The sequence below is a fragment of the Mesorhizobium album genome, from assembly GCF_033977205.1.
GTDB lineage: Bacteria > Pseudomonadota > Alphaproteobacteria > Rhizobiales > Rhizobiaceae > Mesorhizobium > Mesorhizobium album.
Genome location: NZ_JAVIIW010000013.1, coordinates 18,757 through 45,476, shown reverse-complemented (window position 1 = coordinate 45,476; position 26,720 = coordinate 18,757). Strand labels below are relative to the sequence as shown.

At 63.7% G+C, this 26,720-nt stretch carries 28 protein-coding genes; 12 read left to right on the top strand and 16 right to left on the bottom strand.

What is annotated here, in order from left to right; all coding sequences use genetic code 11:
• Positions 1 to 137: 137 nt before the first annotated feature.
• Positions 138 to 1,055, bottom strand: coding sequence for a methylenetetrahydrofolate reductase [NAD(P)H] (gene metF, locus RFN28_RS13250; RefSeq protein WP_320287775.1), 918 nt, complete (start codon positions 1,053 to 1,055; stop codon positions 138 to 140).
• Positions 1,055 to 2,062, bottom strand: a complete 1,008-nt coding sequence (locus RFN28_RS13245) for an ArsR/SmtB family transcription factor (RefSeq protein WP_320287774.1) — start codon at positions 2,060 to 2,062, stop codon at positions 1,055 to 1,057. The genes metF and RFN28_RS13245 overlap by 1 nt, the downstream gene beginning before the upstream one ends.
• 148 nt (positions 2,063 to 2,210) lie before the next feature.
• On the opposite strand from RFN28_RS13245, the gene tsaA reads away from it, so the two are divergent.
• The 3 genes from tsaA to RFN28_RS13230 all read left to right on the top strand — a co-directional run bounded on the left by tsaA (position 2,211) and on the right by RFN28_RS13230 (position 4,109).
• Positions 2,211 to 2,717 (top strand): tRNA (N6-threonylcarbamoyladenosine(37)-N6)-methyltransferase TrmO, encoded by a 507-nt coding sequence (gene tsaA / locus RFN28_RS13240; protein ID WP_320287773.1) that lies wholly within the window; start codon positions 2,211 to 2,213, stop codon positions 2,715 to 2,717.
• Complete coding sequence (locus tag RFN28_RS13235) at positions 2,714 to 3,028, top strand: DUF2293 domain-containing protein (protein ID WP_320287772.1); 315 nt, start codon at positions 2,714 to 2,716, stop codon at positions 3,026 to 3,028. The genes tsaA and RFN28_RS13235 overlap by 4 nt, the downstream gene beginning before the upstream one ends.
• 124 nt (positions 3,029 to 3,152) lie before the next feature.
• Positions 3,153 to 4,109: a D-amino acid aminotransferase gene (locus tag RFN28_RS13230; protein ID WP_320287771.1), complete on the top strand. Its 957-nt coding sequence runs from the start codon at positions 3,153 to 3,155 to the stop codon at positions 4,107 to 4,109.
• Between the two features lie 51 nt (positions 4,110 to 4,160).
• Here the strand turns inward: RFN28_RS13230 and RFN28_RS13225 are convergent, their stop codons facing one another.
• Together RFN28_RS13225 and RFN28_RS13220 are read right to left on the bottom strand one after the other, a co-directional pair.
• The gene (locus RFN28_RS13225; RefSeq protein WP_320287770.1) at positions 4,161 to 4,778 is read right to left on the bottom strand and encodes an MOSC domain-containing protein; all 618 of its coding nucleotides are present in this window, start codon (positions 4,776 to 4,778) and stop codon (positions 4,161 to 4,163) included.
• Positions 4,753 to 5,544, bottom strand: a complete 792-nt coding sequence (locus RFN28_RS13220; RefSeq protein ID WP_320287878.1) for a TetR/AcrR family transcriptional regulator — start codon at positions 5,542 to 5,544, stop codon at positions 4,753 to 4,755. The genes RFN28_RS13225 and RFN28_RS13220 overlap by 26 nt, the downstream gene beginning before the upstream one ends.
• On the opposite strand from RFN28_RS13220, the gene RFN28_RS13215 reads away from it, so the two are divergent.
• From RFN28_RS13215 to RFN28_RS13205, 3 genes are all read left to right on the top strand, one after another.
• Positions 5,543 to 5,962 (top strand): tautomerase family protein, encoded by a 420-nt coding sequence (locus RFN28_RS13215; protein ID WP_320287769.1) that lies wholly within the window; start codon positions 5,543 to 5,545, stop codon positions 5,960 to 5,962. The two genes, RFN28_RS13220 and RFN28_RS13215, sit on opposite strands and share 2 nt — an antisense overlap.
• Positions 5,963 to 5,991: 29 nt before the next feature.
• Complete coding sequence (locus tag RFN28_RS13210) at positions 5,992 to 6,390, top strand: VOC family protein (RefSeq protein ID WP_320287877.1); 399 nt, start codon at positions 5,992 to 5,994, stop codon at positions 6,388 to 6,390.
• Between the two features lie 118 nt (positions 6,391 to 6,508).
• The gene (locus RFN28_RS13205; protein WP_320287768.1) at positions 6,509 to 7,075 is read left to right on the top strand and encodes a methyltransferase family protein; all 567 of its coding nucleotides are present in this window, start codon (positions 6,509 to 6,511) and stop codon (positions 7,073 to 7,075) included.
• A 7-nt stretch (positions 7,076 to 7,082) separates the two neighbouring features.
• On the opposite strand, the gene RFN28_RS13200 is transcribed toward RFN28_RS13205, so the two are convergent.
• The 3 genes from RFN28_RS13200 to ettA all read right to left on the bottom strand — a co-directional run bounded on the left by RFN28_RS13200 (position 7,083) and on the right by ettA (position 10,782).
• Complete coding sequence (locus tag RFN28_RS13200) at positions 7,083 to 8,204, bottom strand: beta-ketoacyl-ACP synthase III (protein WP_320287767.1); 1,122 nt, start codon at positions 8,202 to 8,204, stop codon at positions 7,083 to 7,085.
• A 121-nt stretch (positions 8,205 to 8,325) separates the two neighbouring features.
• Positions 8,326 to 9,093 carry a trans-aconitate 2-methyltransferase gene (gene tam, locus RFN28_RS13195; protein ID WP_320287766.1) on the bottom strand — a complete coding sequence of 256 codons (768 nt, stop codon included), beginning with the start codon at positions 9,091 to 9,093 and terminating at the stop codon, positions 8,326 to 8,328.
• A gap of 39 nt (positions 9,094 to 9,132) precedes the next feature.
• Entirely contained in the window at positions 9,133 to 10,782 is a 1,650-nt protein-coding gene (ettA, locus tag RFN28_RS13190; protein ID WP_320287765.1) for an energy-dependent translational throttle protein EttA, read from the bottom strand.
• Positions 10,783 to 11,094: 312 nt separating this feature from the next.
• Here ettA and RFN28_RS13185 point away from each other — a divergent pair, with 312 nt between their 5' ends.
• Complete coding sequence (locus tag RFN28_RS13185) at positions 11,095 to 12,321, top strand: GGDEF domain-containing protein (protein WP_320287876.1); 1,227 nt, start codon at positions 11,095 to 11,097, stop codon at positions 12,319 to 12,321.
• 34 nt (positions 12,322 to 12,355) lie between these two features.
• On the opposite strand, the gene RFN28_RS13180 is transcribed toward RFN28_RS13185, so the two are convergent.
• Positions 12,356 to 13,366 (bottom strand): ribonuclease T2 family protein, encoded by a 1,011-nt coding sequence (locus tag RFN28_RS13180; RefSeq protein ID WP_320287764.1) that lies wholly within the window; start codon positions 13,364 to 13,366, stop codon positions 12,356 to 12,358.
• A gap of 207 nt (positions 13,367 to 13,573) precedes the next feature.
• On the opposite strand from RFN28_RS13180, the gene RFN28_RS13175 reads away from it, so the two are divergent.
• From RFN28_RS13175 to RFN28_RS13165, 3 genes are all read left to right on the top strand, one after another.
• On the top strand, positions 13,574 to 14,506 hold the full coding sequence (locus RFN28_RS13175; protein ID WP_320287763.1) for an alpha/beta fold hydrolase: 933 nt from the start codon (positions 13,574 to 13,576) through the stop codon (positions 14,504 to 14,506).
• A 143-nt stretch (positions 14,507 to 14,649) separates the two neighbouring features.
• The gene (locus RFN28_RS13170) at positions 14,650 to 15,825 is read left to right on the top strand and encodes a CaiB/BaiF CoA transferase family protein (RefSeq protein ID WP_320287762.1); all 1,176 of its coding nucleotides are present in this window, start codon (positions 14,650 to 14,652) and stop codon (positions 15,823 to 15,825) included.
• On the top strand, positions 15,822 to 17,471 hold the full coding sequence (locus RFN28_RS13165) for a thiamine pyrophosphate-binding protein (protein ID WP_320287761.1): 1,650 nt from the start codon (positions 15,822 to 15,824) through the stop codon (positions 17,469 to 17,471). The genes RFN28_RS13170 and RFN28_RS13165 overlap by 4 nt, the downstream gene beginning before the upstream one ends.
• 100 nt (positions 17,472 to 17,571) lie before the next feature.
• On the opposite strand, the gene RFN28_RS13160 is transcribed toward RFN28_RS13165, so the two are convergent.
• A complete protein-coding gene (locus tag RFN28_RS13160) occupies positions 17,572 to 18,021 on the bottom strand; it encodes a CHRD domain-containing protein (protein ID WP_320287760.1) in 450 nt (149 codons plus the stop codon).
• Positions 18,022 to 18,187: 166 nt separating this feature from the next.
• Entirely contained in the window at positions 18,188 to 19,471 is a 1,284-nt protein-coding gene (locus RFN28_RS13155) for a cystathionine gamma-synthase family protein (protein WP_320287759.1), read from the bottom strand.
• A 121-nt stretch (positions 19,472 to 19,592) separates the two neighbouring features.
• Here RFN28_RS13155 and RFN28_RS13150 point away from each other — a divergent pair, with 121 nt between their 5' ends.
• Complete coding sequence (locus RFN28_RS13150) at positions 19,593 to 20,051, top strand: Lrp/AsnC family transcriptional regulator (protein WP_320287758.1); 459 nt, start codon at positions 19,593 to 19,595, stop codon at positions 20,049 to 20,051.
• A gap of 39 nt (positions 20,052 to 20,090) precedes the next feature.
• Here the strand turns inward: RFN28_RS13150 and RFN28_RS13145 are convergent, their stop codons facing one another.
• From RFN28_RS13145 to RFN28_RS13130, 4 genes are all read right to left on the bottom strand, one after another.
• On the bottom strand, positions 20,091 to 21,062 hold the full coding sequence (locus tag RFN28_RS13145; protein WP_320287757.1) for an ABC transporter substrate-binding protein: 972 nt from the start codon (positions 21,060 to 21,062) through the stop codon (positions 20,091 to 20,093).
• A gap of 39 nt (positions 21,063 to 21,101) precedes the next feature.
• On the bottom strand, positions 21,102 to 22,256 hold the full coding sequence (locus tag RFN28_RS13140; protein WP_320287756.1) for an ABC transporter permease: 1,155 nt from the start codon (positions 22,254 to 22,256) through the stop codon (positions 21,102 to 21,104).
• Positions 22,253 to 23,131 carry an ABC transporter permease gene (locus tag RFN28_RS13135; protein WP_320287755.1) on the bottom strand — a complete coding sequence of 293 codons (879 nt, stop codon included), beginning with the start codon at positions 23,129 to 23,131 and terminating at the stop codon, positions 22,253 to 22,255. Before RFN28_RS13135 ends, RFN28_RS13140 begins: the two co-directional genes overlap by 4 nt.
• A 401-nt stretch (positions 23,132 to 23,532) precedes the next feature.
• Positions 23,533 to 24,324: an ABC transporter ATP-binding protein gene (locus RFN28_RS13130; protein ID WP_320287754.1), complete on the bottom strand. Its 792-nt coding sequence runs from the start codon at positions 24,322 to 24,324 to the stop codon at positions 23,533 to 23,535.
• Positions 24,325 to 24,443: 119 nt separating this feature from the next.
• On the opposite strand from RFN28_RS13130, the gene RFN28_RS13125 reads away from it, so the two are divergent.
• Positions 24,444 to 24,848 carry a cupin domain-containing protein gene (locus RFN28_RS13125; RefSeq protein ID WP_320287753.1) on the top strand — a complete coding sequence of 135 codons (405 nt, stop codon included), beginning with the start codon at positions 24,444 to 24,446 and terminating at the stop codon, positions 24,846 to 24,848.
• Between the two features lie 23 nt (positions 24,849 to 24,871).
• Here the strand turns inward: RFN28_RS13125 and RFN28_RS13120 are convergent, their stop codons facing one another.
• Positions 24,872 to 25,249 (bottom strand): hypothetical protein, encoded by a 378-nt coding sequence (locus tag RFN28_RS13120; protein ID WP_320287752.1) that lies wholly within the window; start codon positions 25,247 to 25,249, stop codon positions 24,872 to 24,874.
• A gap of 2 nt (positions 25,250 to 25,251) precedes the next feature.
• Complete coding sequence (hydA, locus tag RFN28_RS13115) at positions 25,252 to 26,703, bottom strand: dihydropyrimidinase (protein ID WP_320287751.1); 1,452 nt, start codon at positions 26,701 to 26,703, stop codon at positions 25,252 to 25,254.
• Between the last annotated feature and the right edge of the window lie 17 nt (positions 26,704 to 26,720).

Here is a 26,720-nt window from a genome sequence, read left to right as displayed (position 1 = left end):
AGTCCAATCAATTTGAAAAGGCCGGGTTCCACCCGGCCTTTTCCATTTCAGCCTGCTCAAAGCGCGTTGCGCTTTGAGCGCCTTGCCTTACGCATGTCGTACCCCCAAAACCGCTGCGCACTTTTGGGCGACATGCATCAAGCCGCGGCCGACCCGGCCGCCTCCGATTCATGCGAGCGGATGCCGATCATGTGGCAGACGGCAAAAACCAGGTCGGCGCGGTTCATCGTGTAGAAGTGGAAGTCGGCGACCCCGCGCTCGATGAGGTCGAGCACCTGCTCGGCCGCCACCGCCGCGGCCACCAGCGCGTGCGTCTGCGGGTCGTTCTCCAGCCCCTCGAAGCGCTCGGCCAGCCATGCCGGCACTAGCGCACCGCAGCGCGACGAGAAGTTGGCGACCTGGGTGAAATTGTGCACCGGCAGGATGCCCGGCACGATCGGGATGTAGATGCCGGCGCGGCGCGCCCGCTCGACATAACGTTCGTAGAGGTCGTTATCGAAGAAGAACTGGGTGATCGCCCGCGTCGCGCCATTGTCGGCCTTGCGCTTCAGCATGTCGATGTCGGTGGCGAAATCCGGGCTTTCCGGGTGCTTTTCCGGATAGGCCGAAACCGAGATGTCGAAATCGCCGACGCTCTTCATCGCTCCGACGAGTTCGGCGCCGTTGGCATAGCCGTCGGGGTGCGGTCGATAGGCGGTTCCCACGCCCGCCGCCGGATCGCCGCGCAAGGCGACGAAACGCTTGACGCCGAACTCGGCGAATTCCCGGATGACGGCATCGACCTGATGGCGGGCGGCGTCGACGCAGGTCATGTGCGCCGCCGGCGTCAGCGTCGTTTCGTTGAGGATGCGCTTCACCGTGCGCGCGGTTCGCTCGCGCGTCGAGCCGCCGGCGCCGTAGGTCACCGACACGAATCTCGGCTTGAGCGGCTCGAGCCTGGTCACGGTGTCCCAGAGCCTTGCCTCCATCTCGTCCGTCTTCGGCGGGAAGAACTCGAAGGAAACCCGGACCTTCTCGCCAATGTCGGGGCGGCGGGAAAAGCGGAACTGGTTCATCAGGCTGTTTCCCTTGCTGGTAGCGAGTCATTGGACGGATCGGCGATCAGCAGCCGGCGGTCGCGGCCGAGCCAGAGCTTGACGGTCAGTTTTGCCTCCGCCTGGCCGCGCGGCTCGAATTCCTGGCTGTCTTCGAGATCGAGCCCAGCCTCCTCGAACCAGTCCGCGATCTGCCGGTCGGAGAAGCCTAGCCGCATATGGGCGTGCTGGTCGCGCAGGAACTCCAGATTATGGGGCGCGAAGTCGACGATGACCAGCCGGCCCGCCGGGCGCAGCAGCCTCGCCGCCTCGCCGATGGCGCGGGCCGGATCGTCGAGATAGTGCAGCACCTGGTGGATGGTGACGAGATCGAAGGCGTTGCGTTCGACCGGCGGCGAAAAGATATCGCCCTGGCGCACCTGCGCATTGGCGACCCCCGCTCTGTCGAGATTGGCGCGCGCCACCGTCAGCATCTCGCGCGACATGTCGATGCCGACGCCGCGCCTGTAGAGCGGCGCAAAGATCTCCAGCAGCCTGCCCGTGCCGGTGCCGAGATCCAGCATCGACTGGAACGGCCGCTTGCCGACGAGCTTCAACAGTGCTGCCTCCACCGCACGGTCCGGCACATGCAGCGAGCGTATGCGATCCCAGCTCGCGGCATTGACCGAGAAATATTCGGCGGCCCGGTCCTGCCGCTTGCGCTTGACCGCCGCCAGCCGCTCCAGATCGCGCACCACCTGCGGATCGGCCTCGCGCACGCCCGCGACCAGGCGCTGCACGAAGTCGCGCGAGCTGTCTGTGTCCGAAAGCCTGAAGAAGGCCCAGGACCCTTCCTGGTAGCGGCCGATCAGCCCGGCATCGAGCAGGAGCTTCAGATGCCGCGAGACGCGCGGCTGCGACTGGCCGAGGATTTCGGTAAGGTCGGAGACCGTAAGATCCCCGCGCGACAGCAGCACCAGGATGCGCAAGCGGCTGGATTCGGCCGCCGCCTTCAATGTATCTACCATCGTGTCGAGCGTGACATGCATGAGCGGGCTCTCGCTGAAAGATATAAAGATATGTTTATGTCGATTTTGAAACCCTGGCAAGCGCTATGTCGCTTGCGGACAAGAAAATGGCGCAGCCATGATCGGCGCACGGCAAGCCGGTCCCCTGCGAACTGATCGGACGAAGGCGATGTTCGAGACACGCGAAGGTGAGAAGCTCCTGAAGACCGACCCGGCGGACCTGCCGCCGGACGACCATGTCGTCTTCATCGGCCATATCGCCTCGCCCTGGACGAGCCGCGAGGATTGTCCGAAGAACATGCGCGCCGCCCGCGAGACCGGGCGGACGGCGACGGTCCTGATCGACGAGCCTTACCGCCCGGGACTGCAAGACCTCGGCCGCGCCAGCCACATCGTCATCCTGTCCTGGCTCGATCATGCGCCGCGGAATCTCATTGTGCAGAAACCGCGCCACGCAGCTGAACCGAAAGGCGTTTTCTCGCTGCGCTCCCCTGCCCGGCCGAACCCGGTCGGCCTGCATATCGCCAAGCTCGTCGTGCTCGATATCGGGGCCGGCCGGATCGAGATCGACGCTATCGACGTGCTCGACCGTACGCCGGTCATCGATATCAAGCCCTACTATGCTTCGATCGATGCCTTCCCTGAGGCGACCATTGCCGGGCGAGATGAGAAATGAGCGCACCCACCGGCCGACGCCGCGCCATTGCCAAGGCGCTGACCGCGCTCTTGCCGCTCGCCCCTTACGCGGACATGGAAAAGATCCGCGCCGATGCCGGGGCCGCGCATATGAAGACCTTGCCGCCGACGATCGCGGTGTGGCTGGCAACCATCGCTCATATCCGCCACGCCCATACCGACTACGAGAAGCTGCTTGGCGAAGGCTATGACCGGGATTCGGCACGCTTCTTCGTCATCGAGCAGACCAATGAGGTGCTCACTCACTGGCGCGCGACGCGCTTGTTGGAGGGGGACGACGAGGACGAGTGAGGCTGATGGAAACCGCCTGGAACGCGCCGTCGCCTCGCAGGCCAAGCGGCGCCCGTGACCTGGCTCTACTGCATTCGGAGCCGGACGCTAGCCTGCCTTGCCGCAGACGACGTGGAGGAATGAAATGAGCCAAGCCGCCTCCAAGCCCGCCGGGCTGCTCCCAGTTCTTTCAGATCGTCACGTCGACCCGCACGCCTATCCCGACGGCGTGGCTCACCTGGATGGCCAATACCTTCCGACGTCGCAGGCCAAGGTCTCGGTGTTGGACTGGGGCTTCCTGCATTCGGACGCCACTTACGACACGGTCCATGTCTGGGACGGCCGCTTTTTCCGACTCGACCTGCATCTCGAGCGTTTCTTCGGCGGGCTGGAAAAGCTTCGCATGACGATCCCGTTCGACCGCGACGGCGTTGCCGAAATCCTGCACAACTGCGTCGCCTTGTCCGGCCATCGCGCCGCCTATGTCGAGATGCTGTGCACGCGCGGCGCATCGCCGACCTTCAGCCGCGATCCGCGTCAGGCGATCAACCGGTTCATGGCTTTTGCTGTTCCCTTCGGCTCGGTCGCCAATGCCGAGCAGTTGCGTCGCGGCTTGCATGTCGCGATCAGCGACAAGGTCCGCATCCCGCCTGCCTCGATCGATCCTTCGATCAAGAACTACCATTGGCTGGACTTGGTGCGTGGGCTCTACGATGCCTATGACCGCGGCGCCGACACCGCGCTGATCCTCGACTTCAACGGCAACGTCGCCGAAGGTCCGGGCTTCAACGTCTTCTGCGTCAAGGCAGGCAAACTGTCGACGCCCGCCGTCGGCGTTCTGCCCGGCATCACGCGCCGCACCGTGTTTGACCTATGCGCCGAGGCGGGACTGCCCGCGGTTGCAGCGGATGTCGGTGTGGCCGCGCTCAAGACAGCCGACGAAGTCTTCATCACCTCGACCGCCGGCGGCATCATGCCTGTCACGGTGATCGACGGCGCGCCGGTGGCCGACGGCAAGGTCGGCGCGATCACCGAGCGCCTGATGCGCCTCTACTGGCAAAAGCACGAGGATCCGGCCTGGTCGAGCGCGGTGCGCTATTAGAGCAATTCCAGGATAGAGCGGTTCGCCGTTTCCGTGAAACGGTGAAACGCTCTAAGCGCGATAGATCCACTGCTCCGGCACCCGCACCGATATCTCCTCGCCTGCCTTGATCACGCCCGGCCTCTCGACCCAGGCGACAAGGCCGCGCAGGCGCTTGGCTGCCTTCGGAAACAGCAATGCCCCAGCCTCGTGATCGGCCATACCGGCATGCTCGGCCACCGAGCGACCGGAGAAGCGGCAAGGCCCGTTCTGCGCATCGACCTTGACGGTCACGCCGCCCTTGAAGAACAGCAGCGATCCCGCCGGCAGCATCGAAAGATGCGGCACGCCTTCGATCAGCAGATTGGCGCCGATCCACTCCGGCTTGATGTCCGCAATGCCCATCCGCTCGGCGACGATGGCGAGTTCGTCCGCCGCCACCAGCGACAATTGCCTTTCGTTGCGCATCTCGGTGCCGCGCGGATACCAAGGCTCGCGGCCGCCGGAACGCCGCGTCGCGCCGGCGTGGAAATCGCCCTCGATGCCGTCGAACCCAAGCCGTAACTCGTCCACCGGCCTCGTCTCGAAGTGATCGAAAGGCGCTTTGTAGAGCGCGGCCGCCCTCGCTGCGAGCTTGCGGCCCGGCACGATGTCGACGGCAGGTTCAGTCGTTGGCAACAGGTCCGACATCGGCCTCACCTTTTGAGTCGGCCGCTTTTCGCACTTCGGCTGCCCAGGCAGCAAGGGTGGTCTCGGCCAGAGCCTGCAGGTCTTCGGCCGAAGCGCCGTCACGCGCCTGGATCGACATTCCGTGCATGACGCCGGTCAGGTATTTGGCCAATCGCTCGACGGATAGACCCGCCGGCAATTCGCCCGCATCACGTCCCTTGGCTAGCCGGGCCGCGATCGCCGCCTCAGTTGCCTTGCGGTATGTCTTGAGCTCGTCCGCGATACCTTGCGCCTGCGGCGACGCCGCCAGCGCGCCACTGATGAACAGGCAGCCGCCGGGCTTGCCCGGCCGGGTGTAGGCCATGGCCGCTCCCGTCAGCAGCAACCGGATCGCCTCCTCGGTCGGTATCGCCGCGCTGAGCGCGTCCAGCGCAAACCCGATCTCCCTGTCGTGGTACCGGGCCAGCGCCCGACGGAACAGCGTCTCCTTGTCGGTAAAGGCGTTGTAGATCTGCGGCGGCGTCAGACCCATGGCCTCGCGCAGCATGGCAAGCGATGTCGCCTCATAGCCATGCTCCCAAAACAGATGCATCGCGGCATCGAGTGCAGCCTCCGGGTCGAATGCGCGCGGCCTGCCCCCCCGAGGCCTCTCCAAATTTTCCATAACGATCGATACGAAACCTATTGACTCATCGTTCGCAAGAAACGTATCAATCAATACGAAACATGGCAAGCAGAAAGCCCTGCTGTAGGAGTCGCTCGCAACCAGGAAAGGAGACCCAAACATGCCGATCACCGTGACCGCGCCCGAAGGCGTGCTGACCCCGGCGGGAGAGCGCGAGATACTGCCCCGCTTGAGTGCCGCTCTGATCGAGGCCTCCGGGGCAACCGGAAATTCGTTCTTCACAGCGATTGTCGGCGGAACAGTGCATGTCCTGCCGCTTCATCGCATCTATGCGGGCGGAGCCAACCGGCCTGTCGTCATGGTGGAGTTGAAGCTGCCAAACATCGGCCTGGCGTCCATCGAGGCCCGAGAGGCATTCATCACGGCAGCCGCCAGGATCGTCGCCGAGTTCTGCGTGCCCGGCCACAAACCTGAAAACACCTGGATCAACATCGTCAACGCGCCCGACGGCGGCTGGGGCATCGGCGGCCGGCAATATTCGGGCGATGCGCTTGTCGCAGCCGTGATGGCCGCAGCGTGACGACCACGGTTGAGGAGCAAGGGCACGCGATGCGGTTTTCGCCCTCGCTGTTCTTCACGGTCAACTGCGAGGAGGCCCTTGCCTTCTACGAACGGTGCGGCCTCGGCCGGGGAACGGTCCTGCTGCGCTGGGGCGAAAACGATATGCCCGTGCGAACTGAAGCCATGCGAGGGAAAGTGCTGCATGCCCGGTTCGAGGGGCCGGGCGTCCTTTTTCACGCGTCTGACAATGACGACGCCGAGCCCATGAAGGGGTCGGCACTGATGTTGGAATTCGACGACCTTCTCACGATGCAGGCTCTGTTCGGCACCATGGCCGAGGATGGCAGGATCACGGTGCCTCTGGCGCGTCAAGATTGGGGGACGAGCTTCGGCATGCTCGTCGATGCTTTCGGCATGCAATGGTTGTTCAGTTGTTCGAGCGAATAGTAGCGGTGTCTGCTCGGCCCTCGCCTTGCGATCACAACGATCACGACGTTCTTACTGCCCTCCACTATCTTTCGCCGCGCGGCATCGCTTTGATGGCGGTGCGAGTAGGAGGTCGACCATGCATCCCGGACCCGCAATCGCGGCCCTGTGGCTGATCTGGCTGGTGTCCTGGGCTCTCGCCTCCTTCTGGGCCGACCCAGTGAAAAAGCGTGCAGGCTTCAAGGCGGAAGCCCGTTACCGGGCTCTGTGGCTCGCCGGCACTATACTGCTGTTCGTGCCGGCGCATGGCTATGTCGGCCGGCTGCGGCTGTGGACGCCAACCCTTGCCGAGGCGTGGATCTGCGTCGCCCTGATCGCCCTCGGCCTCGCCTTCGCCTGGTGGGCGCGCCTGCATCTCGGCAGGCTGTGGTCGGGCACCGTCACGGCCAAGGCCGATCACCGCGTCGTCGACACCGGGCCCTACGGGCTGGTCCGCCACCCGATCTACACCGGACTGCTGCTTTCAATCCTCGCCACTATGGCCGCGAAAGGTACGGTATGGGGCATCGCCGGCGCCGCGTTGTTGCTTGTCGGCATCGTCGTGAAGGCCAGGCTGGAAGAGAGCTTCCTGCGCGGCGAGCTTGGCAGCGCCTATGACGACTATGCCAGGCGCGTGCCGATGCTGGTGCCCTTCGCGCCGGCCTGACGCCCTTTCACAGCATTCTAAGAAGCGCGCCGCCGATCGAATAGCCGGCGCCGAAGGCGCAGATCAGCCCGAAATCGCCGGCCTTCATATCGGCGTGGTTTTCCGACAGCGCCACGATCGCCCCGGCGCCCGCCGTGTTGCCGAGCCGTTCCAGCACCATCGGCGCGCGGTCATGGTCGACATCGTGGCCGAAGGCGAGTTTCAGGATCATCGCATTCATGCGCGCATTGGCCTGATGCAGCCAGAAGCGGCGGATGCCCTGTGGCGTCAGCCCATGTTCGGCCAGGAACTCGACGATGAACTTGTGCCCGGCGACGGTGACTTCCTTGAACACCTTGTTGCCGACCTGCTTGATCAGGTTACCCTCGAGATCGATCATGTAGGGATCGTCCTGCGCGGCGCGAGTATGGTAGCCGAGATTGGTGCGGATGTTGTTCGACAATTGCGTCCAGGTGCGCGTGTCGAGCACCTCGAAGCGTCCCGGCCGCTTCTCGCCCTGGTCGAGCCCTTCGACGATCATGGCCACCGAAGCGTCGCCGAAGATGAAATGCGTCTGCCGGTCGCGGAAATTGAGATGGCCGGTGATGATCTCGGGCGTCGACACCAGGATGCGCTTGTGCGCCCCTGCCCTGACCAGATTGACCGCGACGTGCAGCGCAGCCGCGGCGGAGGAGCAGCCGAGCCCCATGTCGAAGCCGGCGCCCCTGGTGCCCAGCGCCTGCTGCATCTCGATGGCGATCGCCGGATAGGGCCGCTGGTGGTGCGAGGCCGAGCAGATCACCAGGTCAATATCCGACGGCTTTAGCCCGGCATGGTCGAGCGCCTTCCTGGCGGATGCGATGCCGAACTCAGCCTCCAGCGACAGGGCGTCGTCCGGCCGCGCCGGAATGCGCGGCGCCATGCGGCTGGGATCGAGGATGCCTTCGCGCTCGATCACATGGCGGGTCTGCACGCCCGACGCATGGACGATGAAGTCGCTGTCCGACTTCTGCAGCAGCGTCTCGCCGGTCAGGGCGCGGCGCCCATTCTCCGTGTCGACCCAGCTGTTGAAGCTTTCGACCAGCTCTTCATTGGTGATGACGGGCGCAGGGATTTCGGCGCCGATGCCGCTGATGATGACGCGATGCATGTCCAATCCGTCCGAGGCGCGGCCTTTGGTGCTCGAGCGAGCCTTGGCTACCCTTGTCGCATTCGGCCGGTTTATGCCAGCTTAAATCGGCCACCGCTGCTGGTATTTTGGTCGTGAGTGGTCAGGCGCGCTTGGCGATGATGAAGATGCGGGGAAAGCGCAGCAGCACCTTGCCGTTCGCCGTCTTCGGATAGGCCTTTGCAATCTTCGCGGTATAGCCTTCGAGGAACAGCTTCTTCTCATCCGCGTCGAGCGGGTCAAGGAACGGCTTCAGCCCTGTTGACTTGACCCATTCGACGATCGCTTCGGCGTCGGCAAGCGGGTGGTTGTAGATCGTGTGCCAGATGTCGAGCCGGTCGGCGAGCGGCGACAACAGATCATAGTAGAAGGAAACCGGCGGCAGCGGCGCCCGCGCCGCGCCCTTGAGCTTGGCCGCGAACGACATCTCGGCCGCCGTTTCCCGCATCAGTTGGTGCGAGGGCTCGGCGAGATTGTCCGGCATCTGGATGGCTAAAGCGCCGCCTGGAGCGAGCAACCCCATCAGCCGCTGGAACACCGCCGGATGCTCCGGCAGCCACTGGAAGACCGCGTTGGCGAAGATGACGTCGACCGGCTTTTCCGGCTGCCAGGCGGAAGCATCCGCGAGCTCGAAATTGACGTTGGGAAGCCGCTCCCTCGCCTTCTCGATCATGTCGGGCGAAGTGTCGAAGCCGCTGACCTCGGCATCCGGCCAGCGCTCGACCAGAAGCTCGGTCGAGTTGCCCGGCCCGCAGCCGATGTCGATGACGCGGCGCGGGAAGTCGACGGGAACTTGCGCGGCCAAGTCCCGCGCGGGCCGCGTGCGCTCGTCCTCGAATTTCAGATATTGGGCGGCGGACCAGTCAGCCATTTGATCACCTCGCTCGTGTCTCGCCGCCCTGCTTGGTTTTTACCTTGTCAGTCGTTTGTGCGTCATGCGGTGCGGGGTGGCCGCTTCCGCGCCCAGGCGGCGGAGCTTGTCCTTCTCATATTCCTCGAAATTGCCTTCGAACCATTCGACATGCGCGTCGCCCTCGAAGGCGAGCATGTGGGTCGCCATGCGGTCGAGGAACATGCGGTCGTGGCTGATGATGACGGCGCAGCCGGCATAGGCTTCCAGCGCGTCTTCCAGCGCACCCAGCGTTTCGGTGTCGAGGTCGTTGGTCGGTTCGTCGAGCAGCAGCACATTGCCGCCGCCCTTCAGCATCTTGGCCAGATGCACGCGGTTGCGCTGGCCGCCCGAAAGGTTGCCGACCTTCTGCTGCTGGTCGCCGCCGCGGAAGTTGAAGGACGAGCAGTAGGCGCGGCTGTTGACCTCGTGCTTGCCGAGCTTGATGACCTCGGCGCCGCCGGAAACCTCTTCCCACACGGTCTTGTTCGGGTCGAGCGCGTCGCGACTCTGGTCGACATAGCCGAGCCTCACCGTCTCGCCCATGCGGATCGAGCCGGCGTCCGGCTTTTCCTGGCCGGTGATCATCTTGAACAGCGTCGTCTTGCCGGCGCCGTTCGGGCCGATGACGCCGACGATGCCGCCCGGAGGCAGCTTGAACGACAGGTTCTCGATCAGAAGCTCGTCGCCGAAGCCCTTGTTGAGGCCTTCGATCTCGACAACCACATTGCCGAGGCGCTCGCTCGACGGAATGACGATCTGCGTGTCGGTCGGCTTGCGGTTCTGCGACTGCTCGACCAGTTCCTCATAGGCCTTGATGCGCGCCTTGGACTTGGTCTGGCGCGCCTTCGGCGAGGACTGGATCCACTCGCGCTCGCGCCAGATCGCCTTCTGGCGGGCGTCGTCCTCGCGGCCTTCCTGGATCAGGCGCTTGGCCTTGGCGTCGAGATATTTGGTGTAGTTGCCCTCGTAGGGGATACCGCGGCCGCGGTCGAGCTCGAGGATCCAGCCGGTGACATTGTCGAGGAAGTAGCGGTCGTGGGTGATGATCAGCACCGAGCCCGGATAGTCGCGCAGGTGCTTTTCCAGCCATTGCGTGGTCTCGGCGTCGAGATGGTTGGTCGGCTCGTCGAGCAGCAAAAGGTCGGGCTGCTCCAGCAGTAGCCGGCAAAGCGCCACGCGGCGGCGCTCGCCGCCCGAGAGGTTGGTCACCTCGGAATCGGCCGGCGGACACTGCAGCGCGTCCATCGCCATCTCGACCTGCTGCTCAAGATCCCACAAGTTCAGGCGGTCCATCTCGTCCTGGAGCTTGGCCGACTCGTCCGCCGTCTCGTCGGAATAGTTCATCATCAGCTCGTTGTAGCGCTCGATGATGGCGGTCTTCCTGGCGACGCCGTCCATGACGTTTTCGCGCACGGTCTTGCTTGCGTCGAGCTGCGGCTCCTGCGCGAGGTAGCCCACCGTCGCGCCCTCGGCCAGCCATGCCTCGCCCTGAAACTCCTTGTCGAGCCCGGCCATGATGCGCAGGATGGTCGACTTGCCCGAGCCGTTGGGGCCGAGGATGCCGATCTTGGCGTCCGGATAGAAGGACAGGTGGATGTTATCGAGCACCTTCTTGGTGCCGTAGGCCTTCGACAGGCCTGACATGTGATAGATGAACTGGCGTGCCACGCGCGCTTTCCCTGAAACTGAACTGTCGAGTTTGATGGAGGTTGCGCGCTATGTAGGCGATGAAGCGCCGAACGGCAATCGCTTTCGGCATGCCTCAATTTGTCCCGGAGCCTTCGCCAGGCCCGAAGCACCTCATTCGATATCGATCTTTCCCGGTGTCGCGCAGGTCAGCGAAAGCCGCGGTTAACCATTCCCGTTCAGAACGGAGAAGGTTGGGAAATCGCGGTTCGGACCGCGATTTCCGGAAAAGATCGGATCGAGTCGTTGAACGCTCTCCTGCTCCTTGCCGAAGCGGTTCTTTATTTCGGCGCCATGGTCACGTTCTTCCGTTTCAGGAACCGCATCGGGCTCGGCGTGTTCCTCTGCGCGCTGGGTGTCATGCACTTCCTCGAAACCTACCTTGCCAGCGTCTTCTACGTCGCGACGCCCTTCGGCATGGTTTCGCCGGGCTCGGCCGTGCTCTTTTCCGGCAAGCTGGCGATGCTGCTCCTGCTCTATTTGAAGGAGGACGCCGCGACCGTCCGCCAGCCGATCTACGGCCTGCTGCTCGGCAATGCGCTGATGATCGCGCTTGTCCTGATCCTACGCCTGCATGCGATTTCGCCGCTCCCGGACGGCAAGATGCCGGATATCGGCTTCATCGACGAGATGGGCTGGCTGATGGGCTGGGGCACCACCTTGCTGTTCGTCGACGCCATCTTGATCATCCTGCTCTACGAGAAGCTCGGCGCCTATCTGCGCCACATGCCTTTCGCCCGCATCCTGGCGTCCGTCGCCTGCGTGCTGACATTCGACCAAGCGGGCTTCTTCACGGCGCTGCATTTCGTCGCCAGCGCGCCGATCGGGGTCTTCTTCGGGGGCTGGTTCGCCAAGATGGCGGCGGCACTCGTCTACAGCGGCATGCTCGTCGCCTACCTCCGATGGGTCGAGGATCACGAGATCGCGCTCCCGCGCGGCCTTTCCGATATCTTCGATACCCTCACCTACCGCGAGCGCTACGAGGCGCTCGTCAAGCATGTCGGGCGCGACGGGCTGACCGGGCTATTGCATCGCGGCAGCTTCGATGCCGACGGCGAGGCCGCCGTGGCGGCCAGCATCAGGACCGCCAAGCCGCTCAGCCTGCTGATCGTCGATGTCGATCACTTCAAGTCGATCAACGACCGCTTCGGCCACGCGGAGGGCGATAAGGTGCTGAAGTCCGTCGCTTCGGTATTGATCGAGACACTCGGCAATGCGGATCAGGTGTTCAGGATCGGCGGCGAGGAGTTTGCGATCCTATGCCAGCAGCCGCATTCGCTGGCCAAGCTGCTGGGCGAAGGCATCAGAAACGCGGTCAAGACTTCCGTGCACACCAGCCGCTTTAACATCACGGTTAGCGCCGGCGTCTCCACCGTCGGCGAGACGACACGCTGCCTGGCCGACATCTTCGCGCTTGCCGACCAGCGCCTCTACAAGGCGAAGTCCAGCGGCCGCGACCGGGTGATCGGCGAGCCGGGGGGCGATGCCGGTTCCCGCGAAGCAGCCCCAAAGACCGCCTGATTTCGACGGCCGAACACGACAGTTGGAGGTGCTCTTACTGGAATCCGATGGCATCGACGGTGCCTTTTGGGCAACCGGCCTTGCTCGTCGGGGCTGAGGCCAAAAGCAGCTCGCCGAGCTTGCTGTCGGGGCCGATCGGACCCGAGAGGCCGAGCGTCAGCTCGCCGATCAGCCGCCTGCCGCTTGAAGGATCGACCAGGCACGAGACACGCACGCGCTCGCCGGCACCCTTGCCAAAGGCCTTGTCGAAGGCATCGCGGATCTGGTCCGACGTAAGCTGCTTGCCGATGTTCTTGGTGAAGAGATCGCGCACCGGCGAGGCGTTCACCGCGCGCATCAGATTGACCGCGTCGGAGAAATAGTCCTGCTGGCTCTTGCCGTAGCAGGTCCCGTGCTTGATCCACTCGTGGCGTTCGAGCTTGGAGGCGGTGCCCGGCATCACCTGCTCGAGCTCGGTGCGCGTGTTGGCATCGAGTTTGACGGCCGGCAATTCCGCCCAATGCGCCGGATTGTCGTTGGCCTTGTCGCTCGCCGGCACTTGGCAATAGAAATTGCCGTTCGGTTGCGGCCAAAGCCCATGCAAGGTGAAATGAGTGGCATCGAATTCGTTGGGGTTCTGCGCCTTGCATTCAGGCTTGTTGGCCTTGGTCTCGCAGAAGGCCGGCTGCCAGCTCAGCGCGAACACATATTCAGGCTTGCCGGAGGCAGGCAGCGACGGTTTCATTGGGTCGGTGGGCGCCGATGTGGTCGACGCGCTGCTGCCGCTGACATGGCCGCAGCTGATCTTCACCCAGCGCCGTTCCGGATCGGCGCCGGGCACCTGGATCAGATAGTGAGTGGGTTCGTCCTTGTTGCCGGCCAAAAGTGGATAGCTTTGTCCCGCTCGGGTTGACACGTCCCCGGGGTTCTTGCCGCTCTTGATCGCCTGCGTCGCCGGACAGGCGCTGTCGGCCACGAAGGTGCCGCTCATCTTTACGTCGGCCTGCGCCGTGTTGGCGCCGGCCAGAGCCAGAACAACCGAACCCCACAATCCCCAAACCCGCATTCCCGCTCTCCCGGCGATCATTGAACCCTAGTGGATTCGTCACACTAGAACAGGCGACGTGTCAGAATTACGATCTTTTTCGTCGCGCGAAAATAATCCCCAGGTGAACGTTTTCGGCCCTGCGCATGCCGTCAACCCGGTCGACGCGGGCGCTGCTCTCTTGACGCCATCCAAACCCTCGCCCATCAGTCACGAAGGGAGCGAGACATGCCATTCGACAAGCAGACCAGGCTGGCCTCACCGACCGGGGTCGACCTCAACCTCTATGTGAAACATGCCGGCGGAAATCCGCGCGCCGTGGTCCAGATCAACCATGGGCTGGCCGAGCATGCGGCGCGCTACGCCCGCTTCGCCGATTTCCTCGGGGACCGCGGCTTCCATGTCTACGCCCATGACCATCGCGGCCATGGCGCGACGAAGGCGCCGGACGCGCCGCTCGGCAGGTTCGCCGATTCCGACGGCATCGCCAAGGTGATCGCCGATGTCGGTGCTGTCCACGACCTGATCGCCACTGAGCATCCGGGATTGCCGGTGATCGTCTTCGGCCATTCGCTCGGCGCCTCGATCGCTCTGAATTTCGTGCTGCGCCATTCCGCGCGCGTTCATGCCGCTGCGATCTGGAACGGCAATTTCTCGCAAGGTCTGCTCGGGCAGCTGGCGCTGGGCATTCTCGGCTGGGAGCGGATGCGGCTGGGCTCCGACGTGCCCTCGCGCCTGCTGCCCAGGCTGACCTTCCAGGCCTGGGGCAAGGCCGTGCCCAACCACCGGACCTTGTTCGACTGGCTGTCGCGCGATCCGGTCGAGGTCGACAAATACATCGCCGATCCGCTCTGCGGCTGGGATGCCTCCGTCTCCATGTGGCGCGACGTGGTCAATATGGCGCTCCACGGCGGCAAGGATTCCAGCTTTGCCGGCGTGCGCCGCGATCTCTTCGTCAATCTGGTCGGTGGCGGGAAGGACCCGGCGTCGGACTACGGCAAGGCTGTTCACCACCTCGCCCGGCGCATGGACAGAATGGGCTTTTCGAATCTGGTTTCAAAGATTTACGCCGACACGCGGCACGAAAGCCTGAACGAGGTGAACCGCGACATCATCATGAGCGATTTCGTTGCATGGGCTAACAGCGTGCTGAAGGCGTGACCGGCGTGGCCCACAGCATGAGTCGTGACAGCGCCCGCTACGATTGATAGTGCATGTCGCCCAAAAGTGTGCAGCGGTTTTGGGATAACGACATGCACAAAGCAGGATTCTGAGCTGCGCTTTCGACCCCATCACGGTGATCCATGGCCGAACCTCCGCTGAAAGGCATCCGCGTTATCGAACTCGCCCGCATCCTGGCGGGGCCCTGGGCCGGGCAATTGCTCGCCGACCTCGGCGCCGATGTCATCAAGGTCGAGAGCCCGGACGGCGGCGACGACACCCGCAAATGGGGCCCGCCCTTCGTCATGAGTCATGACGACGAGAACCTCTCGGCGGCCTATTATCATTCCTGCAATCGCGGCAAGCGCTCGATCGCCATCGATTTTTCCAAACCCGATGGCGCCGATACGCTGCGCCGCCTCGTCGCCACCGCCGACGTGCTGATCGAGAACTTCAAGCTCGGCGGCCTGAAGAAATACGGTCTCGATTACGAAAGCCTGAGGAGGATCAATCCGCGCCTCGTCTATTGCTCGATCACTGGCTTCGGCCAGGACGGCCCCTACGCGCCGCGCGCAGGCTACGATTTCATCATCCAGGCGATGGCGGGCATGATGTCGATCACCGGCGAGCCCGGCCGCGAGCCGCAAAAGGCAGGCGTTGCCATCTCCGACCTGTTCACCGGCCTCTATTCGGTGATCGCCATCCAGGCCGCGCTGCGCCATGCCGAAAGGACCGGCGAGGGCCAGCACATCGACATGGCGCTTTTCGACAGCCAGATCTCGGCGCTCGGCAACCAGAACCTCAACTATCTGGTTTCGGGCAAGTCGCCCGTGCAGATGGGCAATGCGCATATGAACATCGCGCCCTACGAGGTACTGCCGGTGAAGGACGGCCACATCATCCTTGCCGTCGGCAATGACAGCCAGTTCGCCAAGTTCTGTGCCGTTGTCGGCCTCACCGACCTACCCGCCAATCCGGATTTCGCCACCAATCCCGCCCGCGTCGCCAACCGCGCGAAACTGCGCGAGCTGATAATCGAGACGCTGAGCGCTTGGAATCGCGATCCGCTTTTGGCCAAGCTCGAAGCCGCAGGCGTGCCCGCAAGCCCGATCAACACGATTGGCCAGATGTTCGCCGATCCGCAGACGATCGCGCGCGGCATGCGACTCGACCTCGACGACGGCCACGGCAATCGCCTGCCTTCGGTGCGCGCGCCGATGGTGATGTCGGGCACGCCGCTCGTCTATGAGCGGCCCTCGCCGCGTCTTGGCGAGCACACTGCAGAAATCCTTGCCGAACTGGAGAAATCACCACAATGAAGACCGGCGGACAACTGATCGTCGAAGCGCTCGAAGCGAACGGCACGGACCGCATCTTCTGCGTGCCCGGCGAATCCTATCTGGCGGTGCTTGATGCGCTGCACGACTCGTCGATCCGTACCATCGTCTGCCGCCAGGAAGGCGGGGCTGCCATGATGGCCGACTGCCAGGGCCGCCTGACCGGCAAGCCCGGCATCTGCTTCGTCACCCGCGGTCCCGGCGCCACCAACGCCTCGGCCGGCATCCACATCGCCATGCAGGATTCGGTGCCGCTGATCCTGTTCATCGGTCAGGTCGCCAGCCACGCCAAGGAGCGCGAGGCCTTTCAGGAGGTCGACTACAAGCGCTTCTTCGGCGACATCGCCAAATGGGTGGTCGAGATCGACGATGCCACGCGCGTCCCGGAATTCGTTACCCGCGCATTCGCGGTGGCGACATCCGGCCGTCCCGGCCCCGTCGTGATTTCGCTGCCTGAGGACATGCTGACCAGCGAGGTCGAGGCGCCGGCAGCGCTCCAGCACACGCCGGTGGAGACGCGTCCCGGCGAAGCCGAGCTCGGCGCGCTCGAAATGCTGCTGAGCAATGCGAAGCGTCCGTTCGTCATTCTCGGCGGCACGCGCTGGAACGCGGAGGCCGTGGCGCAAATGCGCACGATCGCCGAGACTTGGTCGCTGCCCGTCGGCTGCTCCTTCCGCCGCCAGATGCTGTTCGATCATCTCCATCCTAACTACGCCGGCGATGTCGGCATCGGCATCAACCCGAAATTGGCGGCATCGATCAAGCAGGCCGACGTCGTGCTGCTGATCGGCGGCCGCATGGGCGAGATGCCGTCCTCCGACTACACGCTGCTCAAGAGCCCCTACCCCGACCAGGCGCTGGTACATGTCCATGCCGACGCCGGCGAACTCGGCCGCGTCTACCGCCCGACGCTGGCGATCAACGCCTCGCCCTCGGCCTTCGTCGAAGCCTTCGCCAAGCGCAAGCTGGCCGGCACGCCTGCATGGGCGGACGAGACGGCGAAACTCCATTCGGCCTATCTCGAATGGTCGACTCCGCCTGAGACTGGCCCCGGCGCCGTCCAGATGGGGCCGATCATGAACTACCTGGAAAAAGTGCTGCCGGAGGACGCCATCCTCACCAATGGGGCGGGCAACTATGCCACCTGGGTGCATCGCTTCCACCGCTTCCGCCGCTTCGCCACGCAGGCTGCGCCGACCTCCGGCTCGATGGGCTACGGCACGCCGGCGGCCGTCGCCGCCAAGGCACTGCACCCTGATCGCACCGTAGTTGCCTTTGCCGGCGACGGCTGCTTTCAGATGAATGGCCAGGAGTTCGCGACCGCCGTGCAATACGGCCTGCCGATCATCGTCGTCGTCGTCAACAACGGCATCTACGGTACGATCCGCATGCATCAGGAGCGGGAGTATCCGAACCGCGTCGTTGCCACCGACCTCAAGAACCCGGATTTCGCCGCCCTTGCCCGCGCCTACGGCGGTCATGGCGAGACGGTCGAAAAGACCGAAGACTTCGCGCCGGCCTTCGAACGGGCGCGCGCCAGCGGCAAGCCAGCTATCGTCGAGATCAGGCTCGATCCCGAAGCGATCACGCCGACCCGCACGCTGACGCAGATCCGCGACAAGTCGTGATCAACGCATGTCGTCCAAAAGTGTGGAGTGGTTTTGGGACATGCAAAAAACAAACAGGAAAAGAGGCGGTCGCCCGCCTCGTTGCTGTTGCGGATGGCTGCTACATCGAAGCGCCTGTTGACTTCTCGATCTGTCCTCGGATCTCGCCGTCCGGGTTAGCGGCGGTGTGGATGTTGACATAATATTTGCCGGCCTCCAGGTCGGTGGCCTGGGCATCCGTCAGCGTCGCCGAGCCCTTGATCGGGCTCTTGAGCTTTTTGAACGGGATCACGGGATCCGCGCTTTCACCCTTTGCCGCCGGGCCGTGAATGTGAGCTCCCGACGCCGGCCCGCTGAGACCGGAATATTTGACGTTCCAGCTGAGCTTCTTGCTGGTGGTGTTGAAGGTGAATGTGGCGGTTCCCTTGCCCTTGGTGGTGACGGGCGGGTTCTGCTGGCTGCCATCGAGCGTCGCCTTGAATTTCATCGTGTCGGCCATGGCCGGCGATGCGAGCAGGAAGGCGGTCGAAACCACGAGCGCCGAAAGCAGCGGCAGGGATTGGATGCGCATTGGAGGACCTCCGTTTGACTCACGCGTCCGCCACGGCTCCCCCGCGCGCGGATGCTCTACTGCAACGGTTGGCCGCCGCTTTGTATCCCTGCGCACGCATATTTTACCGGCACCAACAAAAAAGGGGGCGGTCGCCCGCCCCTTCTGGTTTCCATGAAGGCAAACATCAGACGGCCGCCAGCGCCTGCGCCAGATCCGCGATCAGATCATCCGGGTGCTCGACACCGATAGACAGCCTGACCGTGGTCTCAAGCACGCCGATGCGCTGGCGCACATCGAAGGGAATACCCGAATGGGTCATGGCCGCCGGATGACTGGCCAGCGATTCCGTTCCGCCGAGGCTTACCGCCAGCTTGAAGATCTGCAGGCTGTTGAGAAAAGCGAAGGCTGCCTTCTGCCCGCCGCGAATGTCGAAGGAGAACGTCGAGCCGGCGCCACTGCATTGCGTCCGGTAAGTGCGACCCGCAGGCGTGTCCTCGCCCACGAACGGCAGATAATGCACCTTCTCGACCTTGGGATGGTCGTGCAGGAATTCGGCGACCAGGCGCGCATTGTCGTTCGCCCGCTCCATGCGGATCGACAGCGTCTCCAGCGAGCGGCCGAGCATCCAGCAGGAATGCGGGTCGAGCTGCGTGCCGATCGCGCCGCGCAATGCCTTGATCGGCTTGGTGACCGCCTTGCTGCCCATGGCGGCACCCGCGATCAGATCGGAATGGCCGCCGACATATTTGGTCAGCGAATAGACCGAAACATCGGCCCCGTATTCGATAGGCCGCTGGAATACCGGGCCGAGCAGGGTGTTGTCACAGACGATGATCGGCGTCGTCCCTTGCCGGACGCCGATCTCGTCGGCGATCCTCCGCATCAGCGCAATGTCGACAAGGCTGTTGGTCGGGTTTGACGGTGTCTCGATCAGGATGACCGACACGCGGCCTTGGCTGACGGCTGCGTTGGCAGCTGCGCGCACCGTCGTCTCGTCGACGCCGTCCGCGAAGCCGACGGCGCCGATGCCGAAAACGGAAAGCGTGCGCGTCAGAAGCGTCTCGGTGCCGCCGTAGAGCGGCTGCGAATGCAGGATGACGTCGCCCGGGCGAGCATAGGCGAAAAGTGTCGTCGCGATCGCCGACATGCCGGACGAGAACAGGATGCAGGCGTCCGTCCCTTCATAAATCGCCAGCCGGTCCTCGACGATCTCGCTGTTGGGATGGTTGAAGCGCGAATAGACTAGACCGGAAGCCGCGCCGCTCGGAGGTTCCTTGCGGCCGGAGGTGTAATCGAAGAAGTCGCGCCCCTCTTCCGCTGATCTGAAGACGAAGGTCGAGGTGAGGAACACCGGCGGCTTGACGGCGCCCTCCGAAAGCTGCGGATCGAAGCCGTAGCTCAGCATCAGCGTCTCCGGGTGGAGCTTGTGGTTGCCGATATGGGTCTTCGAAGGGCGCGGCGCGGTCATGGCTTTTCCTGCTGTTTGGGAGTATCTCGCAGCAATTTATGCGATATTCCTCATGCAGTCCTTGCTATTTTTTCGTTGTTGTGGCTGCACTCCCGCAATGAATTGCCTTGAGAGTCCAAAAATGCAGCAGAAGATAGCCGACGATTTCGACCGCAAGATCCTGCGTGAGCTGCAAGCCGACGCCCGCATCACCAACAACGAGCTTGCCGAGCGTATAGGCCTGTCGCCGTCGCCCTGCCTGAGGCGCGTGCGGCGGCTGGAGGAAGCCGGCGTCATCAGGGGTTACACTGCGCTGGTCGATCCCGCCGCCTTCGGCTGGGGCATGGTCGCCATCGCCACCATACGGCTCAGCCGCCAGAACGAGGACGAGATCGTCATGTTCGAGGAAGCGATCCGCGGCTGGGAAGAGGTCCTGGAGTGCCATCTCGTCACCGGTTCGCGCGACTATGTGCTGAAGGTGGTGACAGGAAGCCTCGAACAGTACGAGCGCTTCATCAAGGAAAAGATCGCGCGGCTGAAATGCGTCGCCTCGATCGAGACCAGCTTGGTGATGAACACCATAAAGGAACGGCGCCTCTGAGGCGCCGTTGTCAAAATCAGGATGTGCCGTCTGGTCGGCCTACTTGATCGCCTTGTCGGTGATCGCCGTCGTGTAGGCGCCGGAAGGCTCCTTGGCGATGATCTTCTGGTCGAGCAGCGCCTTGGCGGTGCGCTCATAGGTCGCCGGATCGAGCTTGCCGTCGGCATTGTCGATCAGCTTGGCGACTTCGCCCATCATGCGCTTCTGGTGGTTCTCGTCCTGGCCGCCATTGTCCATAACGATCCCGGCCGCCTCGTCCGAATTGTCGACGGCGTATTTCCAGCCCTTCATCGAGGCGCGCACGAAGCGCACCATCTTGTCCGCGAAGGCCGGATCCTTCAGCTTGTCCTCGAGCGCATAGAGCCCGTCCTCGAGCAGGTCGTTGCCCATGGCCGAGTAGTTGAAGACGGTGAGCTGCTCCGGCTTGTAGCCGGCGTCGATCAGCTGCCAGTACTCGTTATAGGTCATGACCGAGATGCAGTCCGCCTGCTTCTGGATCAGCGGCTGCACGTCAAAGCTCTGCTTCAGCACGGTGACACCGTCCTTGCCGCCATCGGTCTTGAGGCCAAGCTTGTTCATCCAGGCGTAGAACGGATATTCGTTGCCGAAGAACCAGACGCCGAGCGTATGACCCTTGAAGTCGGCCTCGGTCTTGATCGGGCCGTCCTTCGGGCAAACCAGCTCCATGCCGGCCTTCTTGAACGGCTGGGCGATATTGACCAGCGGCACGCCCTTCTCGCGCGCGGCCAGCGCGCCGCCCATCCAGTCGACGATCACGTCGGCGCCGCCGCCGGCAATCACCTGCTCTGGCGCGATGTCGGGGCCGCCCGGCTTGATGTCGACGTCCAGGCCTTCGGCGTCATAAAAGCCCTTGGCCTTGGCGACGTAGTAGCCGGCGAATTGGGCCTGCGTGACCCACTTCAGCTGCAGCGTTACCTTGTCGGCGGCCATCGCCTGGAAAGCGGCGAGCGACATCGCGCCGGCTAGAGCAGAAATTACAAGTCTTTTCATATTCTTACCCTCTGAAGTTAGCACCCAAACCCACCGCCCCTATCCACCACGGACAGAGGGATGCCAAAACGTGACGGCTCTCTCGATAAGAGCGACCACGCCATAAAAGACCGAACCCGCAAGTGCTGCAACTGCGATTTCGGCCCAAACCATGTCGATGTTCATCCGACCGACTTCCGTCGAAATGCGGAATCCCATGCCGACAACAGGCGTGCCGAAGAACTCCGCGACGATGGCGCCGATCAGCGCCAGCGTCGAGTTGATCTTCAGCGCATTGAAGATGAACGGCATTGCCGCCGGCAGCCTGAGCTTTAGCAAGGTCGGCCAGTAGCTGGATGCATAGGTGCGCATCAGGTCGCGCTCCATATGGCCCGAGGCCGCGAGCCCGGCGACCGTGTTCACAAGCATCGGGAAGAAGGTCATGATGATGACGACCGCCGCCTTGGAGGGCCAGTCGAAGCCGAACCACATGACCATGATCGGCGCGACGCCGATGATCGGCAGCGCCGAAACCATGTTGCCGATCGGCAGCAGCCCGCGCCTGAGGAACGGCACGCGGTCGGCCAGGATCGCGACGACGAAACCGGCGAGGTTGCCCACGATGTAGCCGACCAGGACTGCCTTGAAGATTGTCTGCCGCACATCCTCGCCGAGCAGCGGCAGCGAATTGGCGATGCGGATGCCGATGGCGCTCGGCGGCGGCAGTAGAATGAAGGGGATACCGGCGCCGCGCGTGACCGCTTCCCAAATGATCAGGATCCAGGCGCCGAAGATCGCCGGGATGATCAGACGCAATCCAGTCTTCGCCCCGCTCGCAACAGGCCGCAGGGAGGATAACAAGGCCGCACAACGCCAAGCGAGCAGCCAGGCCGCGGCGAGAACGAGGAAGTAGGGCGCCAGCGCCGTGCCCTCGAAACCCGCGATGCCCTTGATCAGCAGCCAGGCGGCGAAATGAGCGCCGATGAACAGGATCACGGCCTCGACGATAGGCGCGAGCCTGACCGCCGAGACCAGCGCCGCGATCAGCAGCAATCCGACGATCAACCCCTTCGTACCCATATACGGGTAGGCGATCGTTGCTGTCGGCTCTGCCAGCGCGGCCGCTTCTGGCTTCGACATTGCGCCGAGCGCGAAGGCGATGAGGCAAAAGAGGATCGCCAGCACCGATTGCCAGGATGGTTTCAGCCAGGTCATGCCGGCCTCCCGCCCATGGCGCGGTCGACCAGGCGGCCGGCGATGCCGACCACCATGACCAGGAGCGCGGCGACCACCGAGCCCGCCACCAGCGCCGACCAGATGTCGATGGTCTGGCTGTAATAGGCGCCGGAGAGCAGCTTGGCGCCGATGCCGGCGACCGCGCCGGTCGGCAGCTCGCCGACGATCGCGCCGACCAGGCTCGCCGCCACCGCCACCTTCATCGAGGTGAACAGGAAGGGCACCGATGCGGGGACGCGCAGCTTCCAGAAGGTCTGCGAGGCACTGGCATTATAGGTGTGCATCAGGTCGAGATGCATGAGTTCGGGCGAGCGCAGGCCCTTCACCATGCCTACCGCGACCGGGAAGAAGGAGAGATAGGTCGAGATCAGCGCCTTGGGGATCAGGCCGGTGATGCCGATCGCCGCCAGCACCACGATGATCATCGGCGCCACCGCCAGGATCGGAATGGTCTGCGAGGCGATGATCCACGGCATCAGGCTGCGGTCGAGCGTGATCACATGGACGATACCGACCGCGATGACGATGCCGAGCGCGGTGCCGAAAGCGAAGCCGAGCAGCGTCGAGGACAGCGTGACCCAGGCGTTATAGACGAGGCTGCGGTTCGAGGTGAGGCTGCGCAGAAACGTGTTCTCGAAGAAGTTCACCGCCACTTGATGCGGCGCCGGCAGCGTCGGCTTCGGCTGCGACAGCGTCTTGCCGATGAATTCGACGGTGCCGGGCGTCTGGTTGGCCCTCTGGTCGAGATCGCGCTGGAACGGCGCGTTGAGGATGACGGCAAAGACATACCAGATCACCACCACGCCAGCGAGGATCGTGGTTACGGGGACGATCTTGGATCGGAAGCTATCCATGGAGCGGCGCTCCCGGAATTTGCGTGAGGCGCTTCCGCATCGAGGAACGGGCGCCGCCCTTGCGCTCACCTGAGGTGAAATGATCGCGGCGTCCGAACTTCGTCATCCTAGGGCGGAGCAAGGAGCGAAGCGACGCGGCGCAGACCCTAGGATCCATGCCGTTACTTCTCCGCTCCGCAACGGTGCAGAGCAGGGCTCTCTGCGCCTTGCGGTATTTAGCGGGCATTCTCCGCCGTTTTGACCCTTCGGCCGACGTCTCGGCATGGATCCTAGGGTCTGCGCAAGCCGCTTCGCGCTTGCTTCGCCCTAGGATGACGAAGGCGTGGTTGGCCACCCCCTCACCCGACCTCCGCTTCGCTCCGGCCACCCTCTCCCCGTTGGGGAGAGGAGGAAGATCACCCTCAATCATCATAGCTGTGCCCTGCCCGCAGGCCGTCGCGCACGCGTGCGGCGATCGCCAGGAATTCCGGCGTCTCGCGGATGTCGAGCGGCCGCTCCCTCGGTAGCGTCGATTCGATGATGTCAGTGACGCGGCCGGGGCGCGGCGACATCACGACGATGCGCGTCGACAGATAGACCGCTTCGGGGATCGAATGGGTGACGAAGCAGATCGTCTTGTCGGTCCGGTCCCAGAGGCTGAGAAGCTGCTCGTTCAGATGGTCGCGCACGATCTCGTCGAGCGCGCCGAACGGCTCGTCCATCAAAAGCAGGTCGGCATCGAAGGCGAGAGCGCGCGCGATCGAGGCGCGCTGCTGCATGCCGCCGGAAAGCTGCCAGGGATATTTCTTCTCGAAGCCGGAGAGGTTGACGAGTTCCAGCGTGCGCTTGATGCGCTCTGCCTGCTCGGCCTGGCCGAGGCCGATGATCTCCAGCGGCAGCGCCACATTGCGCTCGATCGTGCGCCAGGGAAAAAGCGCCGCCGCCTGGAAAACATAGCCGTAAGCGCGTTTCTCGCGCGCCTGCTCCGGCGTCATGCCGTTGACCGAGATCGTTCCCGAGGTCGGTTTCTCCAGGTCGGCGATGACGCGCAGCAGCGTGGTCTTGCCGCAGCCGGATGGGCCGATGAAGGAGACGAACTCGCCCTTGCCGATGGTGAGATCGACATTGGACAATGCCTGCACCGGACCGTCACTGGTCTGGAAGGTGAGGCCGAGCTTGCTTGCCGAAACGACGGCGGGCGATTGTCCGGTCATTGGCTGAAGCCTGCCTTTCGCAGCCGCTGCCGCGCCGGCTGGAATCCGGTTGCATTTGTGCTGATGTTGTTTTCCACTCGTTCAATCCCACTCGATCGACACCGCCTGGAGCCTTGCCGATGCCGCCTAAACCCACATGTCATCTTATTCACCCTGAAAGCACCTATGAAGGCAAACAGGGGCTGAGCTATTTCGCCGGCATCGCCGCCGAGACTGTTGGCTCCTCCGGCATCTGCATGCATCTCTTGACCATGCCGCCCGGTGCCCGCGCCAAGGCGCATATGCATGAGAACCACGAGACCGCGATCTATGTGCTCTCGGGCGAAGTCCATACCTGGTACGGCGACCGGCTCGAGCACCACATCGTCGTCAAGGCCGGCGACCTCTTCTACATTCCGGCCGGCGTGCCGCACCTGCCCGCCAATCTGAGCGGCGCGCCTTCCTCGGCGGTCATCGCACGCACCGACCCCAACGAGCAGGAAAGCGTCGTCCTGCTGCCGGAACTGGATGCGCTGGTTGCCTGAGGCTGAAGGGACCACTCTCGCCGCTATTTGCACCGGGAGACTTCGCCCATCACATTGCCGTCCTCGCCGGCGATCACCAGCTTCTTCGCGTTCTTGGCGCTGCGCTTGATCGTGAACTGGGCGGGCGACTGGTTCTCCTCGCCCTCCACCTCACATTTGGCCTTCGCCGTCAGCGACCCGTCGGCTTGCACCTGCTTGTCGCTGAAAGTGCAAGCCATCGTCACCGTGACCAATTCCTTGTCGGTCAAGAGCAGCATGTCTTCGGCATAAACCTGCTGGCCGTTCTTGTTGATGCAACCGGACCTGTTGCCGTAGGGCTTCGAAAGGTCGATGCCGGCCGCGATGGCCTGGCTGGCAGCCAGCAGGGCGGCCGCCGCGATGACAAGATGTACAGCCCGCACGCTCAAACTCCGGTCGCCGGAATGCCGGAACGCTCCACCTTGCGCGGCGCGCTGATTTCCTTCCAGGTCGACAGCGCCCGGTTGACCGCCGCATTCGGCTCGCGGGCGACGAACTCGCCATGGCCGATCTTGGCCTTGACGTCTGCCTCTTCGATCGACAGCTCGCCCCGCGAGAAGACGAAGCGCGGCAGGCCCGTCACCTCAAAACCTTCGAAGACGTTGTAATCGATCACCGACTGTTGGTTCTTGGCCGAGATCGTCTTCTTGCGCTTCGGGTCCCAGACCACGATGTCGGCGTCCGCGCCTTCGACGATCGCGCCCTTCTTCGGATACATGTTGAGGATCTTGGCGATGTTGGTTGAGGTCACTGCGACGAACTCGTTCATCGTCAGCCGGCCGGTGTTGACGCCGGTCGTCCACAGAATGGGCAAGCGATCTTCGAGGCCGCCGGTGCCGTTCGGGATCTTGGTGAAATCGCCGACGCCGTTGCGCTTCTGCTTGGTGGTGAAGGAGCAGTGGTCGGTCGCCACCACCTGCAGCGAGCCTGCCTGCAGGCCTGCCCACAGCGAATCCTGGTGCCACTTGCTGCGGAAGGGCGGGCTCATCACGCGGCGCGCCGCATGGTCCCAGTCCTTGTTGAAATATTCGCTCTCGTCGAGCGTCAAATGCTGGATCAGCGGCTCACCAAAGACGCGCATCCCCTTCTGGCGCGCGCGCCGGATGGCCTCGTGGCTCTGCTCGCAGGAGACGTGCACGACATAGAGCGGCACACCGGCCATGTCGGCGATCATGATGGCGCGGTTTGTCGCCTCGCCTTCCACTTCCGGCGGGCGCGAATAGGCATGGCCTTCGGGGCCGTTATTGCCGGCGGCAAGCAGCTTCTGCGAAAGCGCAGCAACCACGTCGCCGTTCTCGGCATGAACGAGCGGCAGTGCGCCGAGATCGGCGCAGCGCTGGAACGAGGAATACATCTCGTCGTCATCGACCATCAGCGCGCCCTTATAGGCCATGAAGTGCTTGAACGAGGTGATGCCCCTGTCGACGACGGTCGCCATCTCGTCGAACACCTGCTTGCCCCACCAGGTGATGGCCATGTGGAAGGAATAGTCGCAGGACGCCTTCGAGGTCTTGTTGTCCCACATCTGCAGCGCTTCGAGCAGCGACTGCTGCGGTGCCGGCAGGCAGAAGTCGACCACCATCGTCGTGCCCCCGGAGAGCGCGGCGCGGGTGCCGGATTCGAAATCGTCGGCCGAATAGGTGCCCATAAAAGGCATTTCGAGATGGGTGTGCGGATCGATGCCGCCCGGCATGACGTAGCAGCCCGTGGCGTCGAACTCATGGTCGCCATGCAGGTCCGAGCCGATGGCGATGATCTTGCCGCGGCTGAACACCACGTCGGCCTTCCATGTGCGGTCGGCGGTGACGATGGTGCCGTTCTTGATGACTTTGGTCATATCTGTTCCCCTGATCT